This window comes from Amycolatopsis acidicola, assembly GCF_007713735.2.
Taxonomy (GTDB): domain Bacteria; phylum Actinomycetota; class Actinomycetes; order Mycobacteriales; family Pseudonocardiaceae; genus Amycolatopsis_E; species Amycolatopsis_E acidicola.
Window position 1 is genome coordinate 1,184 of sequence record NZ_VMNW02000024.1, and the last position, 18,425, is coordinate 19,608.

Annotated in this window: 1 protein-coding gene (cut by a window edge); it reads right to left on the reverse strand. The window is 71.5% G+C overall.

What is annotated here, in order from left to right; translation table 11 throughout:
* On the reverse strand, positions 1-18,425 hold the final stretch of the coding sequence (locus FPZ12_RS18190) for a trypsin-like peptidase domain-containing protein (protein ID WP_150980394.1). It continues 70,564 nt past the right edge of the window; 18,425 of the gene's 88,989 nt are visible here — the last part of the coding sequence; its start codon lies off the right edge, out of view; the stop codon is at positions 1-3.

Genomic DNA, 18,425 nt, shown 5'->3' on the forward strand with positions numbered 1-18,425 from the left:
TTATCGCCCGTACAGGAAGTCCAGGCCCTGCAGGGCGAACGGCGCGTTCTCGTCGTGCCGGGTTTCACCCAGTGCCACGGCGAATCCGTCCGCCAAACGGGCAAGGGCGGCAGCCTCGTGCAGCAGCTCGTGTTCCTCCCGGTCACCGAAGCCGAGAGTCACCACGTCGACGTGTTCGTAGTCGGCGAGGCGCAGTGCCAGTGAACTCTCGTAGCGCGTCTGTTCCCGCGTCACCCGGTCGATATCCGTCAGCACGAACACCTTCGCCCCGGAACCGTCCACAAGGGACTTGATCCGCCGTGCCATCCCCGCGGTGGCAGCGCCTTCCGGTGCGCTCTCCCCGAGCGCCACGATGTCGAGTCCGGCTGCCCGCATGGCGGCCAGCACCTCGTCGTGCGCGCGGGGGTCTTCGACGGCGACGTGCGTGAACCCGGCGCGGCGCAGTTTCTCCGCGTGCGCCGCGAAAAAGCCGCGTGGCTCGGCCGGAACCGCCGCCAGCACCGCGCCGGGGCCGGTGAGCAGCCCGGCGAAGTCGAGCGGGGCCGCCTTGGCCGTCAGGTACTCGGCCAGCCGCTCCGCAGACCCCCACACCGGCCGCGCACGCGAGCCAAGCCGCCCGGCCCGGACCAGGTCGTCGACGTCCTGCCAGGTGAACTTGTCCGGCAGCTCGGCGAAATCGAGGTCGTACGAGCGGAACAGCGCGGGCAGGGAGAAGTCCGTGCCCCGTCCGCCGAGAACGGTCCGCAGGAGCCGCACGGTCACCGGGTCGAACCTCCCGGTGATCTCCGCCCGGCGCAACTGCGCGGCGGCGAGCATCCGGTTGTGGTCGTCGAAGGCGTCGCCGATGTACTGCGCGAGCCGGGCGCGGTCGTCGGACACCCCGGCCATGTCGTAGTAGAGCCGCTTCCTCGTCTGGCTGGACTTCAGGAAATCCCCTCGGCGGACCCAGGAGTTCGTTTTCATATTGACCACTGTGGACACGTACCCGCTGGCTCCCTGCGCGCCGAGATCGAGCCCGTTGACCTCACCTGCCGAGAGCTGGGTGCTGCTCCGGCTCAGCACACCGCCGACGTTGCCGTCCCCGATCTCCTCCAGCGCGAAGATCCGCCCGTCGGGCACCCCCGTCGCGCCGTTGTGCGCGATCCCGACCTTCGCGGCCAGCAGTTCCAGCAAGGTGTCGAGATCGCCGCCGAAACCGAAGTAGTCCGCGTCCGTCCACGAGCGGGACAGCACGACAGGCCTGCCCGGGATCTCGGGCAGCAGCCGCAACAGCAGATGCTGCCGGTGCAGGCCCTTCCACTTCGCCCTCAGCTCGGCCGGGCCCGCGACATCCGCTTTGTCGACGTAGAGCTCGTACTCGCCGTACCCGACCCTGCGCACCATCGCCAGGTGCGGGATCCGCTCGGCCAGCTCGCCGGTCGCGACCAGCCGGTCGAACCGCGCGATCATCAGCTCGGGGTCGTCGGCGGGTTCGCCGAGCTCGGCGAGCAGCTCCTCCAGCTCCCGCTTTTGCCGTGGGTCGGTCGCCTGCTCGATATCGGCTTCGATGCCTTCGCGCAGCTCCGCGTCGAGCGCCCGCAGCCGCCGGGCGCCCATCCAGGTCAGGTCGTCCATCACGCGCGGCGTCGGCGCGTCCTCGGGCAGCCCCTTGAGCAGGTTCTGAGTCTGGCGCTGGAGATTCCCGCGTTCACCGAACAGGCCCATCACCGCGTCACCGGTCTTCGTCGCGACGCCGAGGACCTCCGACGCGGCCGCGTCCGTGTTGTGCTGCAGCATGCTGGTGACGGTGTTGACGACCCCGCCGCCGATGGCCCGGTTCGCCGCGCTGACGGCGAGCTGGCTGGTCTCGCGCCGGTGGATCGTGCGCGAACGCCGGATGGCGTCGCCGACGTGCTCGTCCACCCACTCCGCCAGTTCACCCGCCGTCATCCGGTTCGCGGCGGGCAGCAGCACCGTGAAGTTGCGGACGTCGTACACGCCGCGTTTGGTGATGACGCCGTGCGTGAGCCTCGGCGCCAGCGCCGGGAAACTGTCACTGAACTTGACCTCGAACCGCAGCTTCCCCGGCAGTTTCGGTTGTGGCACACGGGCTTTCGCCGAAACCTCGACGACGACCTGGCGCATCGTGCCCTGCTCGGGATCTCCCGGGTCCACCGGAACCTGGGACACCACCACGTCGGTGTCCCGGACGTCGTGCTCGCGCGCGGCCCGCTCGCCGATCCGCGCCACCACGAGCTGCTCCAGCTCCTCCGCCGTTTCCGGCACCCGCTCCGTCAGTGCCTCGGGCCTGCCGTCGAAGCGGCGCAGCTCCTCGCGGAGCCGGTCGGTGGACTCCACCGCCACCCGGATCGTGCCCAGCGAACGCCTGCCGAGCCGGAGCGACTCGGCTGGCGTGGTGACCATGCCGAAGTTGAGCAGCTCACGCACGTTGTCCCGTTTGATCACCGCGGCCAGCGCCGAGTACTTGAAGTTGGTGTACTGCGCCAAAAGCGTGCCGCCGCGCGTGCCGAGGCTGATGCCCACGAGCGGCGCGATCTGCCATTTGGTGTGCGCCGCGAGCGCGAACAGGTAGGTCACGCCCGCGTCGACCGGCGCCATCCCGTAGTACTGCTTCAGGTAGGTCTTGATCGGGTTCTGCACCCAGAGCCGGTAGCCGGCCTGCACCCCGGCCACGACCTGCGCGGTCAGCTCGCCGAGCCGCAGCGCCTCGTCGGCCTGGAAGAGGTTCGGGGCCACGCCGATGCGGTAGCGCTGGGTGTTCGCGGGGACGTCGCCGCCGGTGGTCTTGTAGTACGAGTGGGCCTGGCTGCCCAGGGTGAAACCGAGATACAGGATTTCGCCGTCGCCGAGGTGGACCGGCTCCTTCCCGCTGGTGTCCGTCCCGCTGCCGAGCCGCACCCGGATCGTGCCGAAGTCGTGCTCCACGGGCCCGTCCACGTCGATCGCGCCCTCGCCCGGCGGCAGCCATTCGGCTTCGACGATCCCCCGCACCACCTTCTGCAGTCCGGCGCCGGGCAGGAACCGAAGCGGTACCTCGCCGTCCGCGAGTTGCCTGGCGAGTGTCCGGCCCGCCTCGGCGACCCGATCTCCCAGCTCGGTGATCTCGGCGGAAGTGAGGTGCAGCAAGGATTCCGCCGCGGGCGCGTCCTGCTGTCCGACGTGCAGCAGGCTCGCCATCGGCGACTGTTTCTCCGTCACCTCGTGCGCGCCCTGGGTCAGTTCCTCGACCGACGGCCCCTGCCCTCCGCGCTCGAACGCGCGCAGCCGGGTCAGCGCGTAGCTCTCGCGCAGGGTGTGGTTGAAGATGATGAAGTTCATCGACCACGACCAGGCCGAGCCCCACAGGTACGCGACCGCGCGGGAGACGAGGAACGGCGCGCTCAGGCCCAGTCCCGCGCCGAGTGTGACGAGGCTGCCCGCGGTGAGCCCGCCCGCGCTGCCGAGGTGGGCCAGCAGCGTGTTCTTGACGTACGCCCTGACCGGTGGCGACGAGGAGCGCCATTTCGCGATGTCGCCGAGCAGCAACGGTTTGAGGGCCGCGAGCACCTGTTCCTTGGTGGCCTGCCGACGCACCTCGTAGATGACCTGGGTCCCCTCGACCCGGCCTTCGTTGAGCAGGTCCGGCCCGGCGTACTCGGCGTGCCGGACCGCCGGCCCTGGTTCGTCGGTGACGCGCAGCTGCACGGTGAACCCGTGCCGGAACAGCCGTCCGCCGAGGAACCGCTTCGCCCCGGACCACCAGTCGATCGCCAGCACGAGGTGGAACGCGTCCTCGCCGGCGTCGACCACCGACGGCGACCGGTGCTCGCCGACCCCGAAGCTGAGCCGCTCGATGGGGAACTCCGTGGTCTGCTTGACCACCACGCGGTAGATGCGGTCGCCGTAGGCGCCCTCGACCGACGGGTCGCCCAGTTCCTTGTTGCCGAACGCCCACAGGGCGTTGACGAGACCGGGTGCCGTGCTTTCCTCGGCGGCGCGCAGCCTGCCCAGCAGGCGGAGCGCGCGCAACCTGTTGGTGCCGCGGAACTCCGGCACGCTGAACACGATCTTCGTGAGCCAGCGGAATCGTTTGTCCGCCCCGTCGAGGCCCTCGTTCATGCTTTCCTGCACGATGTCGCGCAGCTGCGCGTAGAGCTGGAACAGCTCGCCCGCGGCCTGTTGCTCTTCGCGGTCCGCCTGCCGCCCGGCCTGCCAGTCGAGGACTTGCTTGGGGTCACCGGAAAAGCCGCGTGCCCCGAGGAAGTCCGAAAGCCCCAGGAACCGGTCCGAGAGCCGGAGCAGATGGTGGATCGTGGCCCGGTCGCGCTCGCTCAGTTCGCCCGGTTTCGGGCCACGGCCGGGATTCGGGTCCGGGCGCAGGTAGCGCTCGCGGTCGGCGGACGGGTCGACCGCGTCGGCGTCGAAGGCCAGCAACGGGTGCGCCGCCCGCGCCCGCGTCATCTCCTCGGTCGCGGCGGCCACTCGCCGCACGGCTTCGTCCAGATCGAAGTGCAACCGCTCGACCCTGGCCAGCATCCCTTCGACGTCCTGCCGCGCGGCGGCAGCGTTCTCGGCCGCCTCCGCCGCGGTCACCCGTTCACCCTCGAACTCGAAGACCCCGCCGCTGCGTTCGGCATTGGCCGCGTCCTCCGCGGCCTTCTGCCAGAACACCGCGCCCATGAAGGCTTCGCCGAGCTGCGTGACGTACTGGTGCAGCTCGGTCCAGCGGCCGGTCACTTCGTCGAGCAGCACGCCGAGGCGCTGGTATTCGAGGACCAGTTCTTCCCTCAGCTCGATGCGGCCGAGGTTGACCGGCTCGGCGTGCCGAAGCAGTAGCTGTGCCACCGCGTCGCCGAGATCCACCGCGCGGGAACCCACCGCCTCGAACAGTTCCATGGTGGCCGGGATCAGCTCGTCCGCCTCGGTGCCCGCGCGGGGCAGCGCGTCCAGCCCTTCGGCGAGCGCCGTGGCTATCTCGCCGAACTCGGTCAGCTGAGCGAGCAGCTGCCGGTCCGGGCGGAATTCGTCGAGCGCTGCCTGCGCTTCCACGGGCGCGTCCGGCGGATAGTCCGGCCGCGGCGGGAACACCGGCAGCTCGTCGATCTCCAGGTCCGCCACGACGTCGAGGTCCGCGAAGCCTTCGGTGACGCGGGCGCCGGGCAGCTGTCCCGCGACCCACGCCGCCACCTTGGGCCCGAAGGCGAGCACGCTGTCCGTCACCTGCTCGCGCAGCGCGCTCGACAGCTCGGCCTGGGACGGGACCGGCTCGCCGGGCTCGACGCCGTGGTAGTACCGCTCGATGATCAGCCAGGCGATCCGTGCCGCGCGCTCCCGGTTCTGCTCGGGCTGAACCTCCGGCCGCAGCAGGAAAGCGTCGCGCAACCGGCCGGGGGTGACGAACTCCCGCCGGCTCGCGCCTTCGGTGAGACCTCGTTCCGAAGTCAGGTAAGCGGCGTAGGCACGCAGCTGGTCGAGATCCACCGGTGACAGCACCGACGGCACTCCTGCCTGCCGCAGCAGTTCGGTGAACTCGTCCAGACTCGTTGCGTCGTAACCGAACCACGCGGCGGCTTCCTCGCGGTGCAACCCTCCGGGCGCGGGACCGCGGCCGGTCTGCACGTTGCCCGGCGTCCAGTAGTTGAGGGTGAACGGGTCGCTGTTGCGGTAAGTCCCGACACTCAGATCCGTGCCTTCGGGCGCGGGTGCGGGATAGGACTTGCGCGGCGTGGGTTTCGCGCTTTCCCGGTTCTCGCCGGGCAGGTGCACGAGGTGGTCCACGGCGGCGCCGTAGGGCACGTCCGGATCGCGGTCGACCAAGGGGCGCAGGTCGATCGCGAACGGCGTGGCGGTGAGACCGGCGACCTCGACCGCGTGCCGGAACTGCTGCTGCCGGGGGTCGCTCGGGTCGGAGTAGCGAAGGGAGACCGGCGGATAGCGGCCGTCCTTCGTGAGCTGGTACTCGATCGAGGTGAAGACCGACGTCCCCCGCGTGCTCTTCCCCGTCCTGGTCTCGTCGACGAGCACCGCCACCTTGGCGTTCTCGTCGGCACGGAGAACGCCTTCGATGCCGCTGGTCATGACAGCGCGGATCGTCTCGCGGGTGGCGAACCGGTCCGCCTCCTGGGGGCGGAAGCCGATGTCCCGCACCTCGATGCCCACCGCCGTCATGGCGCGAAGGAGCGCGTCGCGCTCGATGCCATCGGTGCCGTCGTAGGCGAGGTGAGTGATCCCCGCGGCCTTCAACGCCCGCACGCTCGCCGCGAGATGCCTGTGCACGGCGGGGTTCCCCGGCGCCTCGGTGAGCATCAGCACCCGCCTGTCGCCGAGCAGTTCGCCGTAGTCGAGGTCGGCGCGTTCGGCCAACAGGTGTTCGGCCAGCCGGTCCGGTAGCCCCCACACGACGGGCGGGTGCTTGGCCGTCCCGAAGGCGAGGTGCCGGAACGCCGCGACCTTCGCGATCGCCTCGGCGATCTCCGCCGGGGCGGGGTCGCGGTCGGCTGGCAGCCGCAGCTGGTGCCGGGCCTCCTGCGCGCGGTTGACGAACACCGGTACCAGGCGGTCGAGCTCGTCGAGGCGTTCGAAGGCGATCTCGAACCAGCCGCCGTGCGCGTCGACGATGCCGATGCCGTGCTCGATCGCGCGGACCGAGTACACCGATTCCCCCAGCCTGGCCCGGACCGCCGCGACGACCGCCTCATCCGGCTGCACGGGCGACGTGCCGATCCGCCGCGGGGCCGGGGTGATCCGCCGGTCGTGGAACCGCGCGGCGAGCACCTGGTGCGCCAGATCGGCGATCACCTCGGCGGCGTCCTCGTCAAAAGCCAGTACCGGGGCGGCAATGAACCGGCCGTTGTCGGAGAAGGCGTTCCACGAGCCGAACCCGGCGAGCCGGAACCGCATCGAGTAAACCGCGGCGCCCTTCCCGTACGTCACGTCGATGCGGAGCTCTTCGGGGTCTTCGCTGCTCGCGCGCACGGTTAGCGGGTGATTGTGGTCGCGGGCCGCCACGGCGAGTTCGAACGCCCGCAGCCGCGGCCGGTCCGCCGCGTCCGCCGGAACGGGTCGAGCCACCGGCACCGGGCGACGCGCCTCGTCCAGGATCAGCACGTCCAGCGCTTCGACCCCGTCCGTGTAGAGCGGTTGGTCCTCGGCGTCGCCGAGCACCGGGTCGGCGAACACCAGGCTGCCCACGTTGGCCGCGGCGGTGACGAACGGCGGCTCACCGGCGCGGTGCACCACCACGAAGGCGTAGGCCCGGCGACCCCGCAAAGCGTCCACAATGGACTGATATCCGGCGGCGACCTCGTCCGGGGTGTTCGCGACTCGCTGGAAGCTCCCGCCGAGCTCTTCGATGCGGCCGAAGTCCTGCCTTCCGGTGCCGCGCGGGGCGACGGTCGGGTTGTGCAGCATCAGACTCTCGTACAAGGCGAGCGCGGCGTCGACGTCGTCGGCCTGTCCGTCCAGGCGGTACCCCGCGAGCCGGGCGAGCGCTTCGACGCTCCGCGTCTTGCGCATGGCCGCGCGGACCAGGAAGTCATGCGTGTCCTCGGAAAGCGCTGTCAACGCGCGGGCCGTGGGGGTGAGCCCGTCGATGACGACCGCGCGGTCCTCGGCAGTGGTAGGCAAAAGCTGCCCGGCCTGCTCGGCGAATTCCGTGCGCAGTGCTTCGACGTCGTCCGGCCGTTCGGCGAGCGCGTCGACGTACTCGGCGGCGATGCGTTCCAGCCTCACCAAACCGCCCGCCACGTGCGCGCTGTGCACGCCGCGCCGCCTGTTCCGCCGTCCACTCTCGAACTCCGCGCGGCCGAGTTCGTAGGCGATCGCCCGCTGGGCCTCGGTCTGGCCGAGGCCGCGCCGGACCAGGACGGTGACCACCCGTTCCCCGTGCTCGGTGTGCAGGGTGTGGGAGCTGGGGGCCCAGTAGTCGAGCTGGCTCGGGGCCACCGGGACGACGCGGACGCGCATACCGCGGTACGTGAGATCGGACTCGAGCCGTTCGGGCAGTGCCCGGCGGAGTTCCCCCAACGCAGTGTGGCCGTCGGCATGGGAGTAGACCACCGGCTCGGGCGGCACGTCCTTGTGCGCGGTGATCACGATCGGGCCGTCCCCGGTGGCCGTGAACCCGGTCATGCCGCCCGCGCGCAGCATTTCGTGCAGCACCTCCGGCCGCGCGTCGCGGCCCGTGGACAGCCGCAGCGTCGTACCGGGCGGCAACGCCCGCGCGAGCCGCGTCAGCGTGGAAGGCTCGCCGCTCGTGAAAAGCGTGTGGTCCCAACCGGTCAGCACCAGTTCGGCCGGGTTGCCCACCTCTGGTGCGGGCTCGTCGTCCATCCGCTGCAGCGCGTCTTGCAGGTCGCGCTGGGCCTTGGTCAGCCGGTCCCGCCGTTCGCCCGAGGGGTGCAGCTGACGCAGTTCCCGTTCGACGCGCAGGAGCACCTCTTCCAGGACCGCCCGCCTGGCCCCGGGCGCCTCGCCGGCCCGGCTGATGTCGGCCAGCATTCCGCTGGTCAGCGAATGGTCCAGCTCGACGCGTTCCGCGCCGGCGAGCAGGGCCAGCAGCGCCAGGTCGGTGGCCGCGTCCAGGTTCGGCTCGCCCGGCGTGGTGACGACCATCCGGCCGTGCGGGGCCGGAAGCAGGTCCGCCACCACCTTGAGCGCGTCCAGCGCGTCGGCCGTACCGCGCGGACCGAGCCCGAGGGCCCAGATCCGTTCGCCGTGCCATTCGGCGGTTGTCGTCTCGCCCCGCACGGTGGTCGGCAGGACGTTCCGCAGGGGCGCGGTCGCCACGAGGTCACCTTCGACAACGGCGGTCTCACCGAAGAAACGGTGCAGCTGCTGCCGAAGCGCCGCCACCCGGTCCGCCCGCGGCGCCTTGATCACGAGACGTCCGTTGAAGCCGAGTACCTGCCATGCCTGGTGAATCGTGTCCGTGACGCTGCCGGTGGCCGCGTCCGGTGTCAGCTCCTCGAGCACGACTTCGCCGAACGGCGTGACCGCGCCGGGCCAGGGCAGGTCCGGCGACGACGAGTCCACGGTGAGCGCGGGCGCGTCGACCGGGCGCGTGCCGATGACCCGCTCGAACCGCACGACTTCGGGCGCACGCAAGGAAGTTCGGCCGACGAACGCGAGCGCCGCGACGTCGGCGGGCTTCGGATAGTGCTCCGAGCCGAAGGTGGCGCGCTCGGCGTCGCGCAGCAGCCGCGCGGCGCGTTCGTGCGTGGCGCGCAATGTCGTTTCGAAGTCCCAGTGCTCGTCTTCGGAACGGCCGTACTTCCGGGCGAGTTGGTCGAGTTCGGCCCGCGCCCGGCGCGCCCGCGACTGGAAGCTGCTCCACATTGCGGCGCGATGGAGCCGCCGCACGGTACGGATGTCTCGCTCCAACTGGACCTGGAGCGCGCCGATCACCCACAGCACGTCCTCGGCGTCCTGGTGCCCGCGTTCGTCCAGCGCCCAGTCGTAACCCGCGTGTGCCAGTGCTTCGCGCGCGTCGCCACGGGCGTGCACGACGTAGTGCGTCAGCCCCGACTCGCGGTAGAAGGCTTCCCAGTGCTCGGTCAGCCGGGCCAGTTCGTCGTAGGCGAGGTCGGGGTGTTCGACGTGCTCGGCCCACAGGTTGTCGTCCGCGTCCCGGTAGAACAGGTGCAGGCCGTCGCCGAGGACGGAACCGTCCCGCGTCGTGTAGCGCACCCGCACGCCCAAGATCCGGGCCCCGTGCGGCGCATCGGCGACCGGGAAGTCCGGGATCGCCTCGACGGCCCGCATCCGGAGGCCGCGAACGTCCACTCCATCCAGCCGCGCGTTGATCCCGGCGAGGATGCGCTCACCCGGCAGCCACGGCTGCCCCTCGGCCGGAACCAGGCCGGGCACCGGCACTTCGCGGCCATCGGTGCCGGAATCCGGTGTCTCGGCCGCGAGGTGCACGAGGAAGTCGGCGTCCGGCACGTCGGGGTCACCGGCCTCCGGGCGGAGCGGGACGGCGAACGTGGTGCTGCCGAGACCGGCCAACGCGGCCGCCAGCGCGAAGGTGTTCTGCCTGTGGTCGGCAGGGTCGGGGTAGCGCACGACCACGGCTGGGCGGCCTTCCTCGTCCCGGATCGGGCCGGGGTCGCCGCTGACGAACACGGCCACCGTGGCATCCGGATCGCGCAGGATTCCGGCGACTTCGCCCGCGGGATCCCCTGTCACCACACGCTTTTCGAGCCCAGGGTACGAGCCGGCAGGCCGGTCGGTCCGCTGGTCGACGACGAGGTGCGTGACGCCCGCGTTCCGCAGCGACACCAGGTTCGCCGCGAGGTGCTCGTGCAGCAGCTCGGTGCCCGGCGCTTCGGTGAGCACGAGGATCCGGTTGGTGCCGCGGATCTCCCGATAGTCGACCGGGGCGCGCACTTCGGCCAGCCGCGCCGCGAGCCGCTCCGGCAGGCCCCAGACGACCGGCGGATGCATCGCTTCCCGCAGCACGAGGTGCCGGAACCGGGCGATCTCGGCGACCGCTTCGGCGATCTCCCCGGTGCTCGCCCCTTGTTCCGGCAGCCAGATCTCGTGCCGGCGCCGGTCTTCGTTCGTCAGCACGGTGGTGATCCTGCCGAGGCCCTGGACACGCTTGATCCCGACTTCGTAGTACGAGTCACCGGGGATGCGGATGAAGAGGCCGGTGTGGTCGTCCAGGACCTCCAATGCGGTGTGGCCGAGACGATGCGCGACCGTCGCGCGAGTCGGTCCGTCCACGGAGACCGGGGCGGTCTCGAACCGGCGGGGAGCGGGCGTGATCCGGCCGAGCCGGAACTGCTCGGCCAGCACCCGGTGCACGGTGTCGGCGACGAGGCCGACCGTGGTCTCGTCGAGCGCGTCGACGCGGAGCGCGCCCTCGAACGTGGCGCCACTGTCGACCCGCCAGAGGTGGTAGAGGCCGCGCCGGAGCAGCACGGTGAACCCGGGTTCCCCGGTGTAGCCGACGTCGATCCGGAGTTCGCCGCTCGCTTCCCAGCTCGCCCGCACCTGCAGCGGGTGTTCGTGGTCTCGCGCCAGAACGCCTTCTTCGAACGCGCCGAGCAGCTCGCGGTCTTCGCCGGGGACCGGAGGTTCTTCGCTGGTAAGGGAAACCGGCTCTGGCGGCGCGACCTCCGTCTCATCCGTGGCCTCGGCCGGAGCGAGTGCGAGCAGCTCGGGCGAACGGCGGATCCGGTGTCGCAGGCCGATCCCGGTCCAGGACCGGTCACGCAGGTTTTCGGCCAGCGAAGCCAGCCGCGCGAGATCCTCGCCGAACGGGTCGACGGTGATCCCCTGCTCGGCCAGCAACCGCGCGAAACTGTTGCACTGCAAGGGGTTCTTCGCATGGAAGCCGAACAGCTCCCCGGCGAGGACGGCGGCCTGCCTGCTGATCCAGTCCGGCTCGGTCGGCGGGAGCCGCCACGAGTCGTGCACGGTGGCGTGCTGGTAGGCCATGGCCGTGCGCATCGCCTCGGTGATCGCCTGCCGCTGCTCGCGCGCGGGCCAGGCCGCCGGGACCTCAACCCGGAACCGCCCGCCGGAAACGCTCACCCGCGGCCGGTCCTGCTCGGTCGCGCCGACGCGGAGCTGCAACACCCACGCGCGCGGGTCGTAGGCTGTGACGACCACGTCGGCCCCGTCGTCCTCCCACGTGATGTCGTCGACTTCCGGGAGCAGCGCGAGGATGTCGTCCACCGCCCGTCCGACCATCCGCGGATCGGCGGGCCGCCGGAAGGCCTCGTGCCGGTGCCGCAGCCAGGCGTAGTCCGGGCGCGCGGCGAGGAGGTCGTGTATCCGCAGCACGATGACCGTGGGCGCCAGCGCCCCGAGTTCCCGCAGCGGCAACCTTTCCTCGCCACCGGCTGCTCGGGCGGACTCGTCGGCGAAGACGACGGTGAGCGCCCCGTCCACGGTGACCTTCACCCGCCCAGCGCCGTCCGGCACGGCCACCATGTCCACAGTGGACGCATCGGCCAGCTCCGCATTGACGTCCGCGGCGAGCTGTCCCGTGTCGAATGGTTCACGCCCGAAGCCCGGCTCCACCATGTCCCTGCCGAGCACGACGGCGGAGACGGACCGGTCCAGGTGCGCGTCCTCGATCCCGTAGCGGTAGTGGACGACGTCGGCCAGTACCTGCGGCGCCCAGTCCCGCACCTTAGCCAGCTCGGTGGGCAGCGGGCCGGTCAGCGTCTGCAGGAACCGGTGCACCACAAGGTGATCCGCGACCTCGCGGGCCACCAGCGACCGCCGGGCCTGCTGCTCGCCCTGACCGGCGACGGCGTCCTGCGGCCGCTCGCGCAGTGAAGTGGACACCTCCTTGACGAGCGCCGCGGCCACGAGCGCCAGCGGTTCGCCCGTCCGCAGTCCGGCGCGTCCCGACTTCCAGTCGTAGACCGCGGAGGACCACAGGTAGTCGGAGAGCCGATCCCGCGCCGCCTGGTCGTCGCCGAAGGCCCGTGCGACGCCCCGCTCGGTCAGTTCGAAGGAATCGCGCAGCACTTCGGCGAGGCGGGCCCGGATCTCGGCCTCGCCGCGGCCGTGTTCCTCGGCCAGGACGCTGACAACGCTTTCCGCCAGCAGGGCCAACGCCGGTTTGGCGGACTCCAGATCCGTGACCACCGGCTCCGCCACCGTGGGCCCGAACAACTCCCGCACCACAACGTCGAGCGCGCGGTCCGCGTTCGTGGCGTAGACGTGGAGCTCGTCGTCGCGCCGCAGCGCGAAGGAGTCCGCGAGGATCCGGCCATCCGCGGTCAACGGCGCGGGCAGCTCGTGGAAGACGATCCGCGGCGGCTCCCCGAGCAGTTCGGCGAGCAGATTGTCGTTGCCCCGCACCAGATCGGCGACGGCACGGCGGATCACGTCGAGGCTGTGCCCCGCCGGATCGCTCCGCACGTCGAGCCACCGCTCCCCACGCTCCAGCTCGCCGGCCCACCGGGTCGGGTCCGTCAGCCGCGGCACGCCGTAAACCTGGTTCTGCAGCGCGCGGAAGTCCTCGATCGACAGGTCCGGGCGGAGCCCGCCCGGGAGACTCGCCCGCAGTTCGGCCTGGCGTGCCCGCTCGATGTCGGCCGTGACCGAATCCTCTTCGCGCACGCCGGTTCGAGTCAGTTTGAGCGCTTCGTCCGCCAGCCTCGCCATCGCGTTCCGCGCGAGCCTGCCCTCGGCCACGTGTGCCCGGATCTCGGCGACCCGCGTGGCCGGCACGTGGAGCGCGCCTTCCGCGACGAAGGCACCCCAGCCCGCGATGCGCTCACCGCCGAGCACCTCGTCGGCGTCCAGCATCCGGATCTCCGGTACGGCGGTACCCTCGGGCCACTCGCCCGGCAACGGTGCCAACCGGTCCCCGCGGTTGTAGACGAGCAGGCCCAGTCGGTTCGCCCGGAGTTTCCGGCCGGACTCGCCGATCGGGAGTTCGAGCCGCGCCCCAGGCAGGCGCCCGGTCGCATCGCGCCAATCCTCGACCCGGTCGAACACCTTGGGCAGCAGGGACCTGCCCAGGTCGTCCAGCCGCTCGTACAGCCAGATGGCCCCGCCGATGCTGCCCATGGCGAGCCCGAGAATCACCACCTCGCCGACGATGCCGCCGAGGATCTGCCCGCCGGTGGGATCGACCCAGAGACCGTTTTCGGCGTGCCCGGTGAACTGCGTTCGCGCCAGGCTGAACGCCTCCGCCAGGAGACCGCCGAACACGCCGAGTTCGGACACCACCACGGTCGTCGCGGTGCTCGCCTTCCGTACGAGTTCCGCGATCACTCCGCGGTCGACCACCGCGCGGACGTCGTGCAGCCGCGAAGGACGGGCCACCGGTTCGAAGAGCCGCATCGCGTTGACCAGCAGCTGCCCCGAGACCCCGCCGATGGCGCCCTCGCGGGCGCTCCCGTTGCTGGTGATCGCCACCAGCTTCCCGTCGAGCGTGAAATGGGGGCCGCCCGAGGAACCTCCCACGGAAGCCACGTTCAGCCTGACCGCGCCCATGGCCGGGGCCTGGCCCGCCACCGTTCCGGTCAGCACGCTGCGGACGCCGAGCGGGTTTCCGAAGTGCACCACGGGTTCGCCGGCGGCCGGGTTCCGCGCGATCCGCGGCGGACCGCCCACCCGGCGGACACCGGGCACCTCGACGAGCACGAGGTCCGGTCGGCTCCGCTGCCGCTCCCAGCTGAGATCGGCGCCGAGGAACGGGTCCTCGGCCAGGCCCAGTTCCGTCCAGGTGAAGTCGTGCACGGCGCGGATCCGGTGCCCGCCGAAGCGCACCCGCCGCGGCCGCAGCCCGGCCAGCACGTGCCGCGCCGTGAGCACCAGGTCGTCGGCCACGATCAGTGCGGTCCCGCGCCCGTCCTTGCCCATGGTCGGCTGGATCACGTTGGGGCCCTCGGCTTCGACGAGGCCGGACACGAGGTCCGGGGCCATATCGTCCACAAGGGACAGACCGGCCAACTCCCTGCCGTGGCGGCCGAACTGGACGGCGAGCTCCCACTCACGGGGCTCGGCGCTCCACTGGTCGCGCAGGCGCACCCGGTACAGCTCCAGGTTTTCCCGCTGCTGGACGGGTTCCGCGGCCGCCTCCCACAGGTCGGCCAGCAACCTGGTCGCTTCCAGCGGGCTCGCGGGCGCCCCGACCCGGCGTTGCACGAGCCGCGTGACGACGTCGACGGTGTGGCCGATCCGGCCCGCCTCCACGTTCAGCCGTGCGAACTCGTCGCCGACCATCTTGTCGGTTGCCGCAAGGTAAGGCGGCATCAGGGAAAGCGTGCCGCGCGGGCCCCGCAACGCCACGAACGCGCCCCGCCGGTCGTATCCCGCCTGCACCCGGCTGTCCAGCCGGGCGTCCGGCAGCCTGCCGATCTTGCCGCCCGTCTCCGTGAGGGTCGGGACCGCGTCGACCACTTCGCGCAGCCAGCGGACGCGACCCGGCAGCGCGAGCCGCAGCGGGCGCGCGCTGTCGCGGTGGCGTTTCTCCAGTTTCGCGTTGACCCGCTCGGCGGTGCGCTCGATCTTCTGCGCCCGGCGCACCTGCTGCAGCAGCACGTCCAGCTCCCGGCCGCGCGCCTCCAGCACCCGGGTGAACCAGTTCTCCGGCAGCAGGCCCCACCGGACATAGGTTTCGATCCGTTGTGCCCAGCGGTCGGTGAGGTAGACCTCTCCGTCCACAGTGAACACGAGAACCGAGTCCAGCACCGCGCGTCCGGCGCGCGAGTCGCGCAGGATCCGCTCCAGCTCGTCGTGGCTGACCACCCAGACCGGACCGCCCTCGGCCGGGTACGCGATCCGTGCCGGGTCGAGCGGGGTGAGCCGGAAGGCTTCCGGCAGCGCCTGCGCGAGTGCCTGCCGGGCCCTGCCGTGCAGTGCCCCGGTCGCGACCTTCGGGTCGGTGCCGAACCGGGCCCGGATGTCGGCGACCAGCTCGTCGTCGTCCACCCCGGCGCGACGGCTCAGCCACGAGGCCGGGCCGTTCGTGGCGACGCCGGAAGGAAGCCACCGGGGCTTGGTTTCCCTGCCCAGCCCCGGCTCGACGATGTCCCCGCCGATCACCACGGCGGACACGGCCCGGTCCAGGTGCTCGCGCTCGGTCCCGTAGCGGTAGCGGACGACTTCGGACAGGGTCTCCCAGCTCCAGCCCCGTACGGTGGCGGCTTCGGGCGACAGCGTGCCGGTCAGCTCCTGCAGGAACTGGTGCGCCACAAGGTGATCCGCGACCTCGCGCTCGATCAGCACCAGCTCGGCGATGGCGCGGGGAGCCCACGCGGCCTCCGGCGCCTGCCGCAGCGTCGTGGACAGTTCCTTGACCAGTGTCGTCGCCAGGATGTCCAGTGACTCGCCGGGACGCAGGCCGATGCGGCCGCTCGCCCAGTCGACGACCCCCGCGGACGACAGGTAGTCGGTGAGCCGGTCGCGCGCGGACTTGTCCGCGGGGAACGCCTGCCGCAGCCCGCGAGGGCTCAGCTCGAACACCCGCGCCAGCATCTCCTCGACGTGCACGCGGACCTCGTCCTCGGACTTCCCGTGCGCGCGGGCCAGGATGGGGACGGCCTTCCCGGCAAGCTCCCGCAGCCAGGGCATCGCCTGCGCCAACCCGGTGACCATCGTGGTTATCGGCTCGGCAGCGGGGTTTTCGGTCCACTCGGCGGCGAAGTCCGTGCGGTCGGCGTTCCAGCGCACCGTCCACCAGCCCGCGACGCGAGCGAGGGGGATCTCGTCGCTGTCCTGCGGCGAGTAGTGCACGTAGACCCTGCTCGCCGGAGTGTCCATTGTGGACGACTGGCGCAGTGCATGGACCAGGTCGGAGGTCGACCAGCCGGACGACGGCGGCCCGGCGAAGTGGACGTCGCCGACCAGGTACCGGGCCTGCCCCGGCGCGGTGACGTCACGGTCGAGGCCGAGGCGGTACCAGGCGAGCGCGTTCCGCAGGTCCTCTTCGAGGCCGCTGTCCGCGGCCGGGAGGTCGGCGTCTCGGCGGTACACGCCCACCCGGTCGAGCTGGAGGCCATGGCGATCACCGAAGGTCAGCAGTGCCTTGTCGCCGGGCAGCTCGATGACCACGACCTGCGGACCGCCGCCGTGGCTGGTGAAACCGTCGTGCTCGCCCGGGACGAGCCTGGCCTGCCAGGTGTTCCACGTCCCGTCCACGTCCTGAACCGCGCCGTTCGCGATCAGCCCGTCGCCGTCCGGGGCCGTCCACAGGTCGTAGGTGCGGCCGGTGCTGTCGACGGCCGAGTAGTAGGCCCACGCCCTGCCCTCGACGACAGCCGGCGCCGCGCGCACCGCGGGCCGCTCGAACACGCCGTCCAGCAACCGGTTCCAGCTCCGCGGCCGCGGAGCCGCGGGAACCCGCAGCGTGGCCAGCTCGTCGGGAGTGCCGGTGAAGTGGTGCACCCTGCTGCTGCCCTGGACGACGAACTCCCGCGCCAGCCCGGCCTGGTGCAGATCGCGGAAATCCCGGTACCCGAACGGAACCGTGATGCTCTCCCGCGAACTGCTGAGCCAGACCGGCATCGGCGCGGCGGCGCCCCACGAGTACTCGTCGTACAGGTGCACCTGGTAGGCGATGTGCACGGCGGGCGGTTCGCCATCGGCGCCGGGCGTGAGGGTCACCAGGCCGGTCACCGCGTACTGGAAGTCGCCGAGCGCGTGGAACCAGTCGCTTTCCCGGGGCTCGCCCGGCTGCGCGGGGTGACGCACCCAGCCCGTCGAGAACGGCCGTGGTCCGTAGTAGCGGGAAGTTTCGGCGTCCCTGACGAGCTGCAGCGCCTCCGCGGTCACGTGCCTGCGCACCGCTTCGCCGAAGCCCGGCAGGTCCCGCACGAGCTCGCCGGGCTCGATCCGGAACGTTTCCCCGGTGTTGCCGAGGAAATGCCGTACCAGGCGCGCCGCGTTGGGCCACAGCAAAGCGCCCGCGCCGGCGGCAATGCCGGTGGCGCGTTTGACAGCCCGGTCTCGGAGGGTCGGTTTGCGCTTGGCGTGCTCGCCCGCGCCGCCGAGGACGCGCGCCTCGCCTCGGGTGGGGTGAGCCGGCCGTTCCGGCAGCGAGCCGAACAGTTCCTCGGTGTCGTCGACCGATTCCGGCAGCGCTGGGAGCGCGTCCAGGGCCGTTTTGCCGACCGGTGGCGTGGCGAGTGCTTCGAGGTGCACGCCGTGCTCGGTCCGCAGGTGCGCGATCGCCTCGTCCAACCTGATGAGACCCTCAAGAGTGCGCGTGGGGCTCGTGTCCCGCCACATTCCGATGAAGACGGTCAGCTCGGTGAGGTGCCCGAATGCCCGGAGCACGGCGGCGCGCACCGTTTCGGTTTCGGCCTGCGCGTATGCGGTTGTCAGTGCCTCCCCGACCCAGCCGGCCAGCTTCGGGGTCCGGGGCTCACGGTGGACCGCCACGTCGAGCACGTCGATGAGGTCGGCGAGCGAGTAGCCGAGGACGACGCCGGGCTGGACTGTCAATGACAGCAGCGTGATCACGTGCTCCCAGCCGGTTTCGCGCCAACCGTGTGCGGCGCCGAAAGCGTTTTCCTCCGGGCCGAGGTGCCTGCGCAACGCGGCGAGCAGCAAGCCGAGCGAGAAGTTCCCGCCGACCGGAATCAGTTCGAGCGTGCGCTTTCCGAGCGGCGCTTGCTCGCGCAGCGCGGCGGCTCGCCGGGCGACGCCCAGCTGCTTGTCCCGCGCCGGTGGCTCCGGCAGGAGCGTGGACTCCCGCAGCCAGAGCTCCAGACCTTCGGCGGCGGCCAGCATCGCGTCGTGCAACTCGGCCAGGAGGCCGGCCGCCTCGACGTGGGGCAGTTCGAAGGTGAGCTCGTCCGCCAGCGTGGCGATCCGGTTCAGGTCCGGTTTCGCGATCCCGTACCGGGCCGTCCAGCGCTTGTCCCAGGTGACCGCGAACTCCTCCGCCCGCGCCAGCCAGCCCTTCCAGGCGTCGAAGTCGAACTCGTCGCCGGTGGGCGGTTCGGCGGGTAGGCGGTCGTCCGGGACCC